The sequence below is a fragment of the Zobellella taiwanensis genome (assembly GCF_003012795.1).
GTDB lineage: Bacteria > Pseudomonadota > Gammaproteobacteria > Enterobacterales > Aeromonadaceae > Oceanimonas > Oceanimonas taiwanensis.
The window spans coordinates 78,461-94,122 of sequence record NZ_PXYH01000005.1; the positions used below are offsets into that span (position 1 = coordinate 78,461).

Here is a 15,662-nt window from a genome sequence, read left to right on the forward strand (position 1 = left end):
AAACGATGGAAATCATTCTAGGCGTGGTCATGTTCACCGTGATCGTGCTGGTCCTGGTAAGCGTTATCCTGTTTGCCAAGTCCAAGCTGGTCGCGGAAGGGGATGTGACTATCAGCATCAACGACGATCCCGAAAAGGCGATCACCTCCGGCGCCGGCGTCAAGCTGCTGGGCGCCCTGGCCGCCAACGGTATCTTCGTCTCTTCTGCCTGTGGTGGCGGTGGCTCCTGCGGCCAGTGCCGGGTGCGCGTGATCGAGGGGGGCGGCGAAATCCTGCCCACCGAGCTGGATCACATCTCCAAGCGCGAAGCGCGCCACGGCGAGCGTCTGTCCTGCCAGGTCAACGTCAAGCAGGACATGAAGATCGAGCTGCCGGAAGAAGTGTTCGGCATCAAGAAGTGGGACTGCGAAGTTATCTCCAACGATAACAAGGCCACCTTCATCAAGGAACTCAAGCTCAAGATCCCCAACGGCGAAAGCGTGCCTTTCCGTGCCGGTGGTTACATCCAGATCGAGGCGCCGCCCCACCACGTCAAGTACAAGGACTTCGACGTGCCCGAGGAATACCGGGAAGACTGGGACAAGTTCAAGATCTTCGATCTGGAGTCCAAGGTAGACGAGGAAACCATCCGCGCCTACTCCATGGCCAACTACCCGGAAGAAGAAGGCATCATCATGCTGAACGTGCGGATCGCGACCCCGCCGCCCAGCAACTGGAGCGCGCCTCCCGGCAAGATGTCGTCCTACATCTGGTCACTGAAGCCCGGCGACAAGGCCACCATTTCCGGCCCCTTCGGCGAGTTCTTCGCCAAGGACACCGATGCCGAGATGGTGTTTATCGGTGGTGGTGCCGGTATGGCGCCGATGCGTTCACACATCTTCGATCAGCTCAAGCGCCTGCACTCCAAGCGCAAGATCAGCTTCTGGTACGGTGCCCGTTCCAAGCGCGAGATGTTCTACGTGGAAGACTTCGACGGCCTGCAGGAGCAGTTCGACAACTTCAAGTGGCATGTGGCACTAAGCGATCCCCAGCCCGGTGACAACTGGACCGGTTATACCGGCTTCATCCACAACGTGCTGTACGAGAACTACCTGCGCGATCACGACGCGCCCGAGGATTGCGAGTACTACATGTGTGGTCCGCCCGTGATGAACGCGGCCGTGATCAACATGCTCAAGAACCTGGGCGTGGAAGACGACAACATCCTGCTGGATGACTTTGGTGGTTAAACGATAGTGGTCAAACACTGATGAAACTTCCTGTACGAAACTGGCTGGCCCCCCTGGGGCTGGCCTTTTTATTGGCGGCCTGCCAGCCGGCGGCGACCGAGCGGCCCCAGCTGCACCTGACCGGCGATACCATGGGCACCTACTACTCGGTGAAGATAGTGGGGGCAGAGGACGGCCAGCGTGATGCGCTGCAGGCGGAAATCGACCGAAGGCTGGAACGGGTCAACGAGCAGATGTCCACCTACCGCAAGACTTCCGAGCTCAGCCGGTTCAATCGGCATGAAGACGCTACGCCCTTTGCGGTATCGGCGGATACCGCCCGGGTGGTGACGGCGGCCCTGCAGCTGGGGCGGCAGACCGAGGGCGCCCTGGACGTAACCGTGGGCCCGCTGGTCAACCTGTGGGGTTTTGGTCCCGATGCCAGACCGACCGAGATCCCCAGTGACGAGCGGCTGGCGGAGGCCAGGGCGCAAACCGGGCTGGAACACCTTTCCGTGCACATCAGGGCCGAGGGGGAGTTTCTGCAAAAATCCCTGACCGGCCTGTATGTGGATCTGTCGGCCATCGCCAAGGGCTACGGGGTGGATGTGGTGTCTGAATACCTCTCCGAGCAGGGGCTGACCAACCACCTGGTGGAAATCGGTGGCGAAGTGAGAACCCGCGGCGTTAATGCCCATGGCCAGGACTGGCGCATTGCGGTGGAACGACCCGGCCCGGGTGAAGGCATGGTGCAGCAGGTGGTGGCGTTGGCCAACACCAGCGTGGCCACCTCGGGGGATTACCGCAATTACTACGAGCTCGACGGCAAACGGCTGTCCCACACCCTGGATCCGGCCACCGGCAGGCCGATCACCCACCAGTTGGCATCGGTGACAGTGATCCACCCATCCTGTATGATGGCGGACGGCCTGGCTACGGCGCTGACAGTGATGGGAACGGAACGAGCACTGGCGTTTGCCGAGGAGCAGGGGCTGGCGGTCTATCTGCTTACCAAGACGGGCGACGGTTTCAGGGTGGATATGTCCAGCGCCTTCGAGAAGTATCTAAGAGGTTGATATGCTGTATTTTCTGATTACCTTCGGAGTCTTTGCCCTGGTGATTGCCGCCATGGCCATTGGCTACATCATCCAGCGCAAAACTATTGCCGGCTCCTGCGGCGGTCTGGGCAGCATCGGCGTGGAAAAGGCCTGCGACTGTCCCGATCCGTGCGACAACCGCAAGAAAAAGATGGCCAAGGAAGAAGCCCGCCGCAAGATGCTGGAAGAGAATCGCATTATCTAAAAGACAGCTATAAGCCGTAAGCTGTCAGCCATAAGCTGCTCGAAGCAGTCTGTGGTTCTGGCTTACGGTCTTATTTGTTACGTTGCTTGGCTGGACTTATTATTTATTAACGCACTCGGGCTGCTTACAGCTGATCGCTTAAAGCTTACCGCTTTGTTTTATGCGCAAGATCATCCACGTCGATATGGACTGCTTTTTCGCCGCAGTGGAAATGCGCGGCCATCCCGAGTGGCGCGACATTCCCATTGCCATCGGCGGCAGCGCCAGCCGGCGGGGGGTGATCGCGACCTGCAACTACCCGGCCCGGGCCTATGGCGTGCGCTCGGCCATGGCCAGCCACCAGGCGCTCAAGCTCTGCCCTGAGCTGTTGCTGATCCCTGGCAACATGGCCGAATACAAGCGGGTCTCCCAGCAGATCCGGGCCATCTTTCACCGCTACACCGACCTGGTGGAGCCCCTTTCCCTGGACGAAGCCTACCTCGACGTGACCGGCAGCCCGCTGTTTGGCGGCAGTGCCACCCTGATCGCCCGGGATATCCGCCGGGCCATCCGGGAGGAGCTGCAACTGACCGCCTCGGCGGGCGTGGCGCCCAACAAGTTTCTGGCCAAAATCGCTTCCGAAGTCAACAAGCCGGACGGTCTCTTTGTGCTGCCGCCGGCGTCGGTGGCGGAGTTTGTCCACGGGCTTGCCCTGGCCCGCATCCCCGGTGTGGGCCAAAAAACCGCCGAAAAGCTCGCCGCCATGGGGTTGGAAACCTGCGCTCAGGCGGTGGCGGCGGGGGAAGAGGTCCTGGCGCGTCGGTTTGGCAAATTCGGTCATCTGCTGTGGCAGCGGGCCCAGGGGATTGATGAGCGACCGGTACAGACCGAGCGGGTGCGCAAGTCGGTGGGGGTGGAAACCACCCTGGCCAGCGATCTTCATACTCCAGAGCAGGGTGCCGAGGTGCTGCAACGGCTCTGGCCCGAGTTGCAGCGCCGGCTGGATGGCCGGGCCATTCGCGGCCTGTGCATCAAGCTTAAATTCGCGGATTTTGAGCAGACCACGCTGTCGCGGCGCACCGCTGTACTTGAGCTCGATTCGGCGCTGAAACTGTGCGAACAGGCCTGGGAGCGCGCCGAAGGCCGGGGAGTTCGGCTGGTAGGGGTGAGCGCCGAGCTGGCTGAACAAGGGCTGGGCACCCAACTGGGATTTGAGTGGGGGGATTAAATCCGTGGGGAATAGGGACTGGGGATGTGAGTGCTGTTTGCCGTTCCTGATTCGTTCAGCGTGAATCAATCCGGGCTTCGCTTATTACAACCCAAGCCTGCATTATTTCCCGAGTCCCGAGTCCCTTCACTTCAGATGATCCTCTTCCACAAACCAGCCCTGGTTGCTCTGGGGCGTGGCGGGGGCGGGCTGGGAAGGCGGCGTCAGTACGGCAGCACCCGGCGTGGAGGCCGGCTCCAGGGCCGGCTCCAGGGCCGGGGCATCGCGGCCGTCATCCGGCCGGGTGACCGGGGCGGGCGTTTCGTGGCGTTTGTCGTATTGCACGCCGGGCGCCAGTTTGCGGGTTTCATCGAGCAGTTCGCGGCCAAAGCCGACGGCCCGGTTGAGCAGGCCCTCGGCCAGCGCGGGCGCGGCCAACACACTCAGCAGCAGTAAAAGGGGAGCGGGTTTCATGACGGTTTTCCTCTGCCGGATTCTCCGGCCAGAGCATAAGCCAAAACCCGCGCCTTGCACAGGGCCGCACCGGCTGCCGCGGGTCGTCAGCTGTCGCGTGGCGGGATGCGGGCCAGCACCTTCACCAGCAACCGCCAGAAACGCGCCACCGCCGTGATATTGACCTTCTCGTCGGGTGAATGGGCGCCCTGTATGGTCGGGCCGAACGACACCATGTCCCAGTGCGGATAGGCCGCCTTGAACAGGCCGCATTCCAGCCCGGCGTGGATCACCTTCACCGCCGGCAGGCTGCCGAACACTTCCTGGTGGGTGTCGAGTACCAGTTGCATGGCCGGCGAGGCCGGATCCGGCCGCCAGCCCGGGTAGGCGCCGTCCAGGCTGACCCGGGCGCCGGCCAGCTCGAAGGCCGCCGCCGTCATCCGCGCCACCCGATCCCGGCCGCCGTCGTCGAGGGAGCGGATCAGGCACTGCACATAGACATGGTCGTGCTCGGTCTTGATCACTCCCAGGTTGCTGGATGTCTGCACCACCTCGGGCAACTGCCGGCTCATGGCCAGCACGCCGTGGGGGCAGGCGAGCAGAGCGCGTACCAGCCGGGCCTGCTGCTCCGGGTTCATCACCCGTTCGGGCAACCCGGCCGGCACCAGCGACAGGTGGATATGATCGTCCACACCGGCAAACTCCTCCCGGTATTGGGCCTGGCGGGCATCGACCAGGGCTTGCAGGCGTGCGCCCTGGCCTGCCGGCAACACCAGCAGGGCGCCGGCCTCCCGGGCGATGGCGTTGCGCAGGGTACCGCCTTCCAGCGCCGCCAGGCCGGCGCCGGCGGCGGTGGCGTCATCCAGCAGCTCCGCCAGCAGGCGGGTGGCGCTGGCCCGGCCCTGATGAATGTTGATGCCGGAATGGCCGCCGCGCAGTCCGCCGATCGTGAGTTGCCAGGCTTCCTGGCCATCGGGCAGGGCACTGGCCTGGTAAGGCAGTATGATGTTGGCGTCGACACCGCCGGCACAGCCCATGTAGACATCGCCGTCCTGCTCCGAGTCGGTGTTGAGCAGGATCTCGCCTTCGAGCAGGCCCGGCTCCAGGCCGAAGGCGCCGGTCATGCCGCTTTCCTCGTCCACCGTCAGCAGCACTTCCAGCGGACCGTGGCGCACTTGATCGTCGGCCAGCACCGCCAGGCAGGCGGCCAGGCCGATGCCGTTGTCGGCGCCCAGGGTGGTGCCCCGGGCGCGGACCCAGTCGCCGTCGATCCAGGGCTGGATCGGATCCCGGGTGAAATCGTGCCCGCTGTCGGCGTTGGCCTGGGGAACCATATCCATATGGGCCTGCAGGACAACCCCCTTGAGGTGCTCCAGGCCGGGGCTGGCAGCCTTGCGGATGATCAGGTTGCCGATATTATCCTGGCGCACGTCCAGTTCCCGCTCCCGTGCCCAGTCGGCGATCCACCGGCGCAGTGCCGCCTCGTGGCCGGAGGGGTGGGGAATACGGCACAGGGTGTCGAAAAACTGCCACAGCAGGGCAGGGTCAAGCTGTCGGATGTCGCTCATGGCATACCTTGTTGGCGATCGGGAAAGGCCGATAGCTTATCCCCCGCCCCGCTGCTTATCTATCATTTACCTGAAATCCTTTAATGTTTTGAAATATTATGCCGGCCTGGCTCACATTTTCAGGTTAAGTGGCTGTGCCGGCCTCAGGCCTTGAACACCTCGATTTCGGCCGACAGCTTGCGTCCCAGCAGTGACAGGGCCTCGCCGGCGCTGTCGGTGTCCTGGGTGCGGTTTTTTACGTCTTCCGCCAGCTCGCTCAGCCGGCTCAGGTTGCGGCTCATTTCTTCCGTGGTCTGGCGTTGCTGCTCGGCGGCGGTGGCGATATGGCTGTTCATGTCGTTGATCAGCGCCATGCTGGCGTTGATCGCCGTCAGCGCCTCGCCGGCCAGCTCCGCCGTCCCCTGGGTGTCCTGGGCGTACTGCATCAGCCCGGTCATCTGGCGTACGGTATCGCCCGCTTCCTGCTGCAGCCCCTGGATGATGTGCTGGATTTCGTCGGTGGAACTCTGGGTCCGGGTCGCCAGGTTGCGTACCTCGTCGGCCACCACCGCGAAGCCGCGGCCCTGCTCGCCGGCCCGGGCCGCTTCAATCGCGGCGTTGAGCGCCAGCAGGTTGGTCTGCTCGGCGATGGCGCGGATCACATCGAGCACGGTGCCGATTTCCTGGGTGCGTTCGGCCAGGGCGCCCAGCCGCTGCTGGGCGCCGGTCAGTTCGGAGACCAGGGCGGAGGCGGTCTGGCGGCTGTTGGCCACCTTGCCGGCACCTTCCCGGGCTGCGTTGGCGGAGTCCTGGCTGGCGGCGGCGGCCTGCTCGGCGGAGCGAGCCACCTCGCCGCTGGTGGCCAGCATTTGCTGCATGGCGGCGGCGACTTTTTCGGTTTCCGCCGACTGCTGTTCGGACAGCCCCCGGCTGTGGCGCACGATTTCCGCCAGCCGGGCGGAGGCCTCGCCGACCTGGTGGCTGATGGGGGAGATCTGGCGGATGGTGTCTGCCAGGCGCGAGCAAAACTGGTTGAAGCTTTGGCTGAGCTGGGTGATTTCATCGCGTCCGGTTTCGTCGAGCCGGCGGCGCAGATCCGCGTCGCCGTGGGAAATATCGCGCAGGGCGCTGACGGTCTGCCCCACCGGATGCAGTATGCTGCGGATCAGCGCCACCGCAATCAGCACCGCCACCGCGCCGAGCAGCAGCATCAGGCTCATCACCCGGGTGGCCACCGCCGCCAGCTGGGTGTTGATGTCATCGATGTAAATGCCGGTACCGATAATCCAGCCCCAGGGCGCGAACAGCTCCACATAGGACACTTTTTCCACCGGCTCCTCGCGACCCGGCTTGGGCCAGAGGTAATGGACAAAGCCGCCGCCGGCGCGTTTGACCTGCTCCACCATTTCCACAAACAGCGCCTTGCCGTCGGGATCGGTAAAGCCTTGCAGATCGCTGCCGTTGAGCTCGGGCCTGATGGGGTGGAGGATCATGCGGGGCTGATGATCGTTGATCCAGAAGTAGTCGTCATTGCCGTAGCGCAGCCCGGCAATGGCCGCCAGGGCCTGGCGGCGGGCCTGCTGCTCGGACAACTCGCCGCGCTGCTGCTGGTCGTGGTAGAAGCCGGCCAGGCTGACCACCGACTGTACTTGGCGCAGGGCCTGGGTGCGTTTCTCCTCCACCAGGCCCTGGTAGAACAGCCACAGCATCAGCAGGGTAACCCCTACGATGCCGGCCGACAGCAGCAGCAGGTTGAGATAAAGCCGTTTGGCTATGGAAAGAGAGCGTAGCAATTTCACGTCCTTGTACCTCTGTTGGCATGGCACGGGCGCCCGGTGCCCGGCGTTGTGGCGCTATTCTAAAGGGGACGGCGGGGCTTTTCGGCCCGGGGATGGCAAAAATGCGATCTGCCCGACTAGCCCTTTAGTCTAATAGGGCGGCGGCAATAAAAAGTTGTAACTCTGGTCAACAATGGGCGCGATCTCTATAATGCGCCCATTGTTTGCTCGTCGTCCGCCGCGGATGCCGCCGCCCGGCGGGAGCGCGCCCGGTGGGCCGACGGTGACCATTTTGTCTTAAAGCCAACACCCAAAGGTTCTTTTATGCCCAACAAACTTGTCGTCACCTGGGACTCATTTCAGCGCGAAGCACGTAAGCTGGCCCAACGCCAACTGCCCGCCAGCCAGTGGAAGGGCATTATTGCCGTCAGCCGCGGCGGCCTGGTGCCGGCGGCCATCATGGCTCGCGAACTGGGTATCCGCCATGTGGATACGCTGTGTATTTCCAGTTACGACCACAACCAACAGCGGGACGATCTGCAGGTGCTGAAAAAGGTGTCCGGCGATGGCGAGGGCTTTCTGATTGTCGACGATCTGGTGGACACCGGCAATACCGCCCGGGTGATCCGCGAACTCTATCCCAGGGGCAAGTTCATCACCGTGTTCGCCAAGCCCAAGGGCGAGCCGCTGGTCGACGACTTCGAGGTACGGGTGGGCCAGGATACCTGGATAGAGCAGCCCTGGGACATGAGCGTGACCTTTGTAGCGCCTTTGTGTGAACAGGACAAATCGTGATAAAACAGGCTCCTCGGGAGCCTTTTTTGTGCTCCAGCGACCGGGAGTAAACCATGATAGAGCCGGACAGCAACCTGACCGAGCGCCTGTTCAGCCGGGTGGAGCAGGTGCCCGAAACCTCCACCATTTCCTTTGCCGGCCCGCGCCAGCCCAGTTCGGGGCCGCCGGCACCCTATGTGGACGGTGCCCACCTGCCCGGTTTCTACCGCCTGCAAAAACGGGCCTTCTGGCGTTGGCAAGGTACCGACAGCATTGAGATCGAAGCCACCCTGGCGCGCATTGCCGTGGCCCGGGGGCCGCGCTCGAGCGAGCAGTGGCTGGATACGGTGGCCGAATACAAGAGCGGCAACTGGGTGTTTGAGTGGAGCCGGCTGGGCGCCGAGGCCCAGCAGCAGGCCCTGCAGTGCCTGGCCCGCGACCCGGAGCGGGCCCGTGCGCAGTTCCTGGCGGCGGCCCGCTATTTTGCCCTGGCCAGCTATCCCCATCTCAGGGGAGATGTGCTGGGCCTGCAGGCGCAAGTGCTGGCCAACCAGGCCTATCGCCAGGCGGGGCAGCTGCTGGCGGTGCCGCTCAAGGAGCTGCGTATTCCCTATAACGGCAAGGAGGTACAGGGCTACCTGCATTTGCCGACGCTGGAGCGAAGCTCTCCCCTGGTGATCGTCAGCGGCAGCCTGGACAGCCTGCAGCTCGATTTCTGGCGGTTCTACGAACAATACCTGGCCCCCGCCGGCATTGCCATGCTGACGGTGGATATGCCCGGTGTCGGCTATTCCTCCCACTGGCCCCTGGTACAGGACAGCAGCCGCCTGCACCAGGCGGTGCTGGAGTATGTGCCGCAGATCCCCTGGGTGGACGAGCGCCGGGTGGCGCTGCTGGGCGTGCGCATGGGCGGCAATGTCGCGGCGCGGCTGGCCTTTCTCGAACCGTTCCGGCTGCGTACCGTGGTCAGCATCGCCGGGGCCGCCAACCTGTTTTTCAGCGACCGGGAACGTTTCATGCAGACCCCGCCCATGCTCAGGGACACCATAGCCAACCGCATGGGCCTGAACAGCAACGATTGGGAACAGCTTTATTACCACTGCCGGGGATTTTCGCTCAAGGCGCAGGGGCTGATGGGCCACCGCAGTACTGTGCCCATATTGAGTATCGGCCACAAGCGGGACTTTATCTGTCCCGAGGCCGACATACAGGCCCTGGCCGCCTCCAGCCGGGGTGGTCAGGCCCTGGTGCTGGACAAACTGCCCTTGTTCGAGCTTTACGCCAGCGCCCTGGGGCGGGCCCGGGACTGGCTGGTAGATCACCTTTAGGCGCCGGGCAAGGAGCGGCGCGGGTTTTTTATGCGCCGGGCCAGGACGACCTTTACCCCCGGGCGAAAAAACGTTACATATAGACCAGTTACCAGGGAGACGGGTATGAGTACTGAAAAGGTGAATCATCAACGGCTGGTGCGCAAATTCGCGGCCATAGGCCCCTATCTGCGCAGCGAGCAGTCGGACGAGCAGCGTTATTTCTTTGACTGCCTGGCGGTTTGTGCCAGTGCCAAGGCGGCGCCCGAAAAGCGCGAGTTCTGGGGCTGGTGGCTGGTGCTGAGCCCCCGGGAGGCGAACCGGTTCGAGTTCGACTACCGGCTCGGCTTTTTCGACGCCGCCGGCCGCTGGCAGGAGCAGGCCCTGCCCCGCAAGCATGAAGAGGAAGTGGCGCGTACCCTGCGTGACTTCCACGACAAGCTCACCACCTGCCTCGATGGCCTGTCGCTCAGTGCAGCCCCGTCTCCCCGTCTTGGTGACAAGCATTTGCTGAGTCCCGCCTGATGTCTTGATGGCCTGCCTGGCCGAGCGCGGTCTCTTCGTCGTTATCATATCCTGCCGGCTTGATGCCGGCATTGCTGTCTAGTTAAGGAGCCGCAGGGCGTTCCATGAAAGGCAAAACCATAGTTGTAAAACTGGGCACCAGTGTGCTGACCGGCGGCACCCGCCACCTGGACAAGGCGCACATGGTGGAGCTGGTGCGCCAGTGCGCCAGCCTGCACCGGGCCGGCCACCAGATCATAGTGGTGACCTCGGCGGCCATTGCCGCCGGCCGCGAGCACCTGGGCTTTCCCGAGCTGGCCGGCACCATGGCCAACAAGCAGATGCTGGCGGCTGTGGGCCAGACCCAGCTGATCCAGACCTGGCAGTCGCTGTTCAATATCTACGGCCTGCATGTCGGCCAGATACTGCTGACCCGGGCCGATCTGGAGGATCGCGAGCGCTATCTCAACGCCCGGGATACCCTGCGGGCCCTGCTCGATCACCGCATCATTCCGGTGATCAACGAAAACGATGCGGTAGCCACCAACGAGATCAAGGTGGGCGACAACGACAACCTGTCGGCCAGGGCCGCCATTCTGGCCGAGGCCGATCTGCTGATCCTGCTCACCGATCAGCGGGGGCTGTTTACCGCCGACCCCCGCAACAACCCCGATGCCCAGCTGATTGAAGAAGTGCAGACCATAGACGACACTCTGCGCCGCCTGGCGGGCGGTAGCGTCAGCGGCCTGGGCACCGGCGGTATGGCCACCAAGCTGCAGGCGGCGGACGTGGCCCGCCGGGCCGGCATCGATGTGGTGATCGCCACCGGCCAGGTGCCGGAGGTGATCGGCCGCCTGGCCGAGGGCGAGCGGGTCGGTACCCGCTTTCCGGCCCTGGCCACGCCACTCGAAAGCCGCAAGCGCTGGATACTGGCAGGCCCGCCGCCCCACGGCGAGATCCACATTGACGCCGGCGCGGTCAAGGCGGTCAGGGACAAGGGCTCCAGCCTGCTGCCCAAGGGCATAGTGCGGGTAGAGGGGCGCTTTCGCCGGGGCGAGGCGGTGCGCATCGTCAACCCCGAAGGCCGCGAACTGGCCCGGGGTATCTGCCGCTACGACGCCCTCGACCTGAACAAGATCAAAGGACAACACTCGGAGCAAATTGAATCCCTGTTGGGCTATGGCTACGGCAGCGTGGCCATCCATCGGGACGATCTGGTGCTCTTGTAGGAGAAATGACATGAATCTGGAACAGATGGGCCGGGCGGCCCGCGACGCCGCCTTTATCCTGGCCGAAACCCCGACCGCGGCCAAGAACGCCGCCCTGCTGGCCATGGCCGAGGCCCTGGAAGCCGGTGCCGACGCCATACTGGCGGCAAACGAAAAGGATCTGCAGGCCGCCCGGGAAAGCGGCATCGGCGAGGCCATGCTGGACCGGCTGATGCTGAACCCGGCCCGGCTCAAGGCCATCGCCGACGACGTACGCAACGTGGTACGGCTGCCGGATCCGGTGGGCGCCGAGCTGGACTCCCGGGTGCTGGAAAACGGCATGCGGCTGTCGCGCCGGCGGGTACCGCTGGGCGTAGTGGGAGTGATTTACGAGGCCAGGCCCAACGTCACCATCGACATCGCCGCCCTCTGCCTCAAGACCGGCAACGCCAGCATACTGCGCGGCGGCCGGGAGACCTTCCACACCAACCAGGAGCTGGTCAAGGTGATCCGCCAGGCGCTGGCGGTGAGCCGGCTGCCGGAAGGCTGCGTACAGTACATCGGCGAGCCGGGCCGGGAGTGGGTGAGCGGCCTGCTCCGGCTCGACAGGTACGTGGACATGATCATCCCCCGCGGCGGCCCCGGCCTGCACCAGCTGTGCAAGGAGCAGTCCACCATACCGGTGATCATCGGCGGCTTTGGCATCAGCCACACCTTTGTGGACGAGAGCGCCGACCTGGTGCGCGCCATCGAGGTCGTTGACAACGCCAAGACCCACAGGCCGAGCGCCTGCAATGCCCTGGATACCCTGCTGGTGCACGAGGCGGTAGCGGCCCAATGGCTGCCGCGCCTGAGCGAGCGCATGGCGGCGAAAGGGGTGGAGCTGGTGGCCGATAGAGCAGCCCTGGCCCTGCTGCAGTCGGGTCCGGCCCGGGTGCGCGAGGCGGGTGAAGGCGACTTCGACACCGAGTGGCTGGGCCTGACCCTTGGGGTCAAGCTGGTGAGCGATGTGGGCGAGGCGCTGGCCCACCTGCGTGCCTACAACGCCAGCCATTCCGACGCCATCCTCACCAACAGTCTGGCCAGCGCCGAGCGCTTTATCAACGGCGCGCCCTCGGCGGCGGTGTACGTCAACGCCTCCACCCGCTTTACCGACGGCGCCCAGTTCGGCCTGGGCGCCGAGGTGGCGGTGTCCACCCAGAAGCTGCACGCCCGTGGTCCCATGGGGCTGGAAGAGCTGACCAGCTACAAGTGGATCGGTCAGGCGGATTATTTGATCCGCTCCTGAGAGCCCGGCCCGGCCCGGGTGCCGGGCCGGATGGTTTTTTGTGAGGGGAGAACGCGTGTTATGCCGTCCAAGTTGCTGGATGCCTTGTTGCTGGCGATGCCCTTGTCGCCGACGCTGGAGTCCTGGCGTCAACACCTGCTCAGCCATCTTAACTACCCGGTGCAGGGAGCCCAAAGCCTGTTTATCGGCGATCCTGTGCTGGTGATCGTGTCCTTCCAGCCGGATCGGGCCGAAGTGCTGCTGCCGGCCATGGAGTGGCGTCACCACGACATCAAGACCCCCAAGCCCCGCTGCCAGGGCATAGTCCTGGAGCGCGGCGGCAGCCTGGAGCAGTTGCTGACCCTGGTGGACGACACCATAGCGCTGCGGCTCAAGTCGTTCCGGGAGTGCGGCGGCTGTGGCAAGCGCTGTGCCCCGGAAGTCCTGGGCTCGCTGCAGGGCGAGCCGGTGTGCCGGGACTGCATCAAGGGCCGGCGGGTGCTGTTTTAAACGCGGGGGCCGGGGATGTTATTCTTCCCAGCTTCCAGTCCCTAATCCCGGCCAAGGCGTGCCAGCCACAGCCGCAGGTACATGCCCGGCAGGGTGGTAAAGCCGGTGGTGGCGTACTTGAGTTCCCCTTTGGTTGCCACCAGCAGGGTGGGGGTGACCTGGATGCCGAGCCGGCGGGCCAGGATGTTATGCTCGTCGTTGACCACCGCAAAGTCGTAACCGTGGTGGGCCAGGTAGCCTGCCACCCGGGCGTCCGGGCCCGAGGCGATGGCAATGCTGACCACGGGCGCGCCCACCAGGTTGACCATGGGGGAGACGAGCCGGCAGACCCCGCACCAGCTGGCCCATACATAGATCAGCACCGGCTCTTCCCGGCTGAGTTCGGCCAGATCCAGTGCCTCTCCCTCCAGGGTGGCCAGGGGGTCGAACACCGCCAGCGCCGTCGGCATGTCCCGGCTGCGCCACAGATCCACTGCCGTCACCACCACCGCCAGCAACAGCAAATAGCCGATGGCGGAGCGCAGCCGCTTTCGCCAAGGCCGGCTCATTGCCGCGCCTCGGCGAGGGCGTCCATCACCTGGTTGGTGGTGAGCAGCACCTCCAGCTCCCGTCCCCGGGGCAGGCCGGGGCCGAACACCTGGTTGAAGGGGATGCCGGCCCGACCGTGCTGGCGCAGGTAGTCGGTGATCATGGCGTCCGGGCGGGTCCAGTCGCCGCGCATCAGCACCATGTCCTCCTGCTGCAGGGCGCCATAGACCGGCTCCCGCAGCAACACCCCTATCTTGTTGGCCTGACAGGTAATGCACCAGTCGGCGGTGATGTCCACGAACACCCGCCGGCCCGCCGCCACTTCCCGGGCGATGCGCGCCGGATCCAGCGGTTGCCAGGCCAGTTCATCCTTGACCGGACTGACCCAGCTGGACTGGGTTAGCAGGGCGGTGGTACCGGCGGCGGCGGCGAGCAGCAGCAGCCCGGCCAGGCCGAACAGCAGGCCGCGTCCGCCATGGCGTCGCAGCAGTGAATACAAGGGCAGCAGCACCAGCAGGGCCGCCAGCGCCAGTGCCGGACCCTGGCCTAGCCAGGGCGCGAGCAACGACAGCAGCCACAGGCTGGTGGCCAGCAGCATCAGCCCGAACAGCCATTTGACGGTTACCATCCAGGGGCCCGGTTTGGGCATAAAGCGCACAAAACCGGGAAATAGCGCCAGCAGCAGCCAGGGCAGTGCCATGCCGAGCCCCAGTCCGGTGAAGATGGCGATCAGCACCAGGGGCGAGGAGGCCAGCGCCGCCGCCACCGCGGTCCCCAGAAAGGGAGCGCTGCAGGGGGTGGCCAGCAGGGTGGCAAACATGCCCTGCAACAGGTGGCCGCCGTCGCCCTGGCCGGGGCGGGTCGCCAGCCAGGTGCCGAGCCGGCTCGGCAGGCGGATTTCAAACAGGCCGAACAGGTTGAGGGAGAACAGGGCGGTGACCAGCAGCATAAAGCCAATAAAGCCCGGTTGCTGGAACTGGATGCCCCAGCCCAGCCGGGCGCCGGACCAGGTCAGGATCAGCATAAAGGCGGCCAGTCCCCAGAATGACAGCAGAATGCCGGCGGCAGACAGCAGCAGGGGACGGCGCACCTGGGCGCGCGAGCGATGGCCCAGCAGCAGGCTGTTGAGTTTGAGGCCGAGTACCGGCAGCACGCAGGGCATGATGTTGAGGATGAGGCCGCCGAGCAGGGCATAGCCGAGCACCAGGGCCAGGCCGGGACCTCCTGCGGGCGGTGCCAGGCGGGCGCGCTGCAACTGTCCCTGCAGCTCTTCCGCCAGGGCCTGGTCGGTGACCGTCACCCGCAGTGCCCGGCCATCCAGATCCAGCTCCGGATCCCAACTGCCGACCTTGAAGCGAGCCTCCAGCCGTTTGCCCTCGATATGCAGGCTGGGCTGGCTGAACACCGCCTCTTCCGTGTCGTCGACAAAGATTTCGGGCTGTTGCCAGTCCCGGGCATGCTCAAGGCGTACCGCTATCTGCTGGCGCTCCGGATCCCAATGCCAGTCGCCGGCGCTGATCAAACTGGCGGCCCTCGGTACCCGGGACAGGGCCTGCTGGTAGCGGTGGCTGAGGACATCGTCGAGGATCGGGGCGGGATCCAGCGTCAGTTGCAGCCGGTATTCGGTCAAGACGCAGATGGTGGTGCAACTGGGCAGGGTGAGCAGGGCGTCGAAGCGTACCGGCCGGTCGGCGTCGGCCGGGCGAATCAGGATCGGAAAGTCGACGTCGCGCTGGTAGCCCTGGGTCTCGACCCCGAGCAGGTGAAAGCGCTCCGGGCCCGGCCAGCGCCAATCGACCTCGGCCACGTTGTCCGAGTCCTGCCACTGCAGGCGGGGCGCTATGCCGCCCTCGCCCGGGGAGCGCCAGTAGGTTTTCCAGTCGTCGGCCAGGCGCACCTGCAGCAGGGTGGGATAGTGGCCGGCGTCGGCATCATAGGGGGCGGCCTGGACCAGGCGCACCTGGACAGGGGGATGCTCCGGAGCCTGCAGCCAGCCGGTGTCGGCCGCTCGCGGCGACAGGGACAACAGCAGCAGGGGGAGCAGTAAAAGGATTCGGTACACTGATATTTTCTCCGGTGGTTAACGCAAG

15 protein-coding genes are annotated in these 15,662 nt (G+C 64.8%); 10 read left to right on the top strand and 5 right to left on the bottom strand.

The features are described from left to right. The first annotated feature begins 5 nt into the window (after positions 1–5). The 4 genes from nqrF to dinB all read left to right on the top strand — a co-directional run bounded on the left by nqrF (position 6) and on the right by dinB (position 3,717). Positions 6–1,229 (top strand): NADH:ubiquinone reductase (Na(+)-transporting) subunit F, encoded by a 1,224-nt coding sequence (gene nqrF, locus C7I36_RS05105; RefSeq protein WP_106452655.1) that lies wholly within the window; start codon positions 6–8, stop codon positions 1,227–1,229. Positions 1,230–1,249: 20 nt separating this feature from the next. Continuing rightward, positions 1,250–2,284: an FAD:protein FMN transferase gene (locus tag C7I36_RS05110; protein WP_106452656.1), complete on the top strand. Its 1,035-nt coding sequence runs from the start codon at positions 1,250–1,252 to the stop codon at positions 2,282–2,284. Between the two features lies 1 nt (position 2,285). Then, on the top strand, positions 2,286–2,510 hold the full coding sequence (gene nqrM, locus C7I36_RS05115; protein WP_106452657.1) for a (Na+)-NQR maturation NqrM: 225 nt from the start codon (positions 2,286–2,288) through the stop codon (positions 2,508–2,510). Positions 2,511–2,670: 160 nt separating this feature from the next. After that, the gene (dinB, locus tag C7I36_RS05120) at positions 2,671–3,717 is read left to right on the top strand and encodes a DNA polymerase IV (protein WP_106452658.1); all 1,047 of its coding nucleotides are present in this window, start codon (positions 2,671–2,673) and stop codon (positions 3,715–3,717) included. Between the two features lie 126 nt (positions 3,718–3,843). Here dinB and C7I36_RS05125 read toward each other — a convergent pair whose 3' ends face one another. From C7I36_RS05125 to C7I36_RS05135, 3 genes are all read right to left on the bottom strand, one after another. After that, positions 3,844–4,170, bottom strand: a complete 327-nt coding sequence (locus C7I36_RS05125) for a hypothetical protein (RefSeq protein ID WP_106452659.1) — start codon at positions 4,168–4,170, stop codon at positions 3,844–3,846. Positions 4,171–4,256: 86 nt separating this feature from the next. Then, positions 4,257–5,717: an aminoacyl-histidine dipeptidase gene (locus tag C7I36_RS05130; protein ID WP_106452660.1), complete on the bottom strand. Its 1,461-nt coding sequence runs from the start codon at positions 5,715–5,717 to the stop codon at positions 4,257–4,259. A gap of 143 nt (positions 5,718–5,860) precedes the next feature. Further along, positions 5,861–7,495, bottom strand: coding sequence for a methyl-accepting chemotaxis protein (locus C7I36_RS05135; protein WP_106452661.1), 1,635 nt, complete (start codon positions 7,493–7,495; stop codon positions 5,861–5,863). 303 nt (positions 7,496–7,798) lie between these two features. Here C7I36_RS05135 and gpt point away from each other — a divergent pair, with 303 nt between their 5' ends. The 6 genes from gpt to C7I36_RS05165 all read left to right on the top strand — a co-directional run bounded on the left by gpt (position 7,799) and on the right by C7I36_RS05165 (position 13,044). Next, positions 7,799–8,269 carry a xanthine phosphoribosyltransferase gene (gene gpt / locus C7I36_RS05140; RefSeq protein ID WP_106452662.1) on the top strand — a complete coding sequence of 157 codons (471 nt, stop codon included), beginning with the start codon at positions 7,799–7,801 and terminating at the stop codon, positions 8,267–8,269. 53 nt (positions 8,270–8,322) lie between these two features. Beyond that, a complete protein-coding gene (gene frsA / locus C7I36_RS05145) occupies positions 8,323–9,576 on the top strand; it encodes an esterase FrsA (protein ID WP_106452663.1) in 1,254 nt (417 codons plus the stop codon). Positions 9,577–9,681: 105 nt separating this feature from the next. After that, positions 9,682–10,080: a sigma factor-binding protein Crl gene (gene crl / locus C7I36_RS05150; protein ID WP_106452664.1), complete on the top strand. Its 399-nt coding sequence runs from the start codon at positions 9,682–9,684 to the stop codon at positions 10,078–10,080. Between the two features lie 104 nt (positions 10,081–10,184). Next, entirely contained in the window at positions 10,185–11,288 is a 1,104-nt protein-coding gene (gene proB / locus C7I36_RS05155; protein WP_106452665.1) for a glutamate 5-kinase, read from the top strand. A 10-nt stretch (positions 11,289–11,298) separates the two neighbouring features. After that, positions 11,299–12,555 carry a glutamate-5-semialdehyde dehydrogenase gene (locus C7I36_RS05160; RefSeq protein WP_245880036.1) on the top strand — a complete coding sequence of 419 codons (1,257 nt, stop codon included), beginning with the start codon at positions 11,299–11,301 and terminating at the stop codon, positions 12,553–12,555. Positions 12,556–12,615: 60 nt separating this feature from the next. After that, positions 12,616–13,044, top strand: coding sequence for a hypothetical protein (locus C7I36_RS05165; protein ID WP_106452667.1), 429 nt, complete (start codon positions 12,616–12,618; stop codon positions 13,042–13,044). A 41-nt stretch (positions 13,045–13,085) separates the two neighbouring features. Here C7I36_RS05165 and C7I36_RS05170 read toward each other — a convergent pair whose 3' ends face one another. Continuing rightward, complete coding sequence (locus C7I36_RS05170) at positions 13,086–13,592, bottom strand: protein disulfide oxidoreductase (RefSeq protein WP_106452668.1); 507 nt, start codon at positions 13,590–13,592, stop codon at positions 13,086–13,088. Continuing rightward, positions 13,589–15,634: a protein-disulfide reductase DsbD family protein gene (locus C7I36_RS05175; RefSeq protein ID WP_245880037.1), complete on the bottom strand. Its 2,046-nt coding sequence runs from the start codon at positions 15,632–15,634 to the stop codon at positions 13,589–13,591. Before C7I36_RS05175 ends, C7I36_RS05170 begins: the two co-directional genes overlap by 4 nt. Between the last annotated feature and the right edge of the window lie 28 nt (positions 15,635–15,662).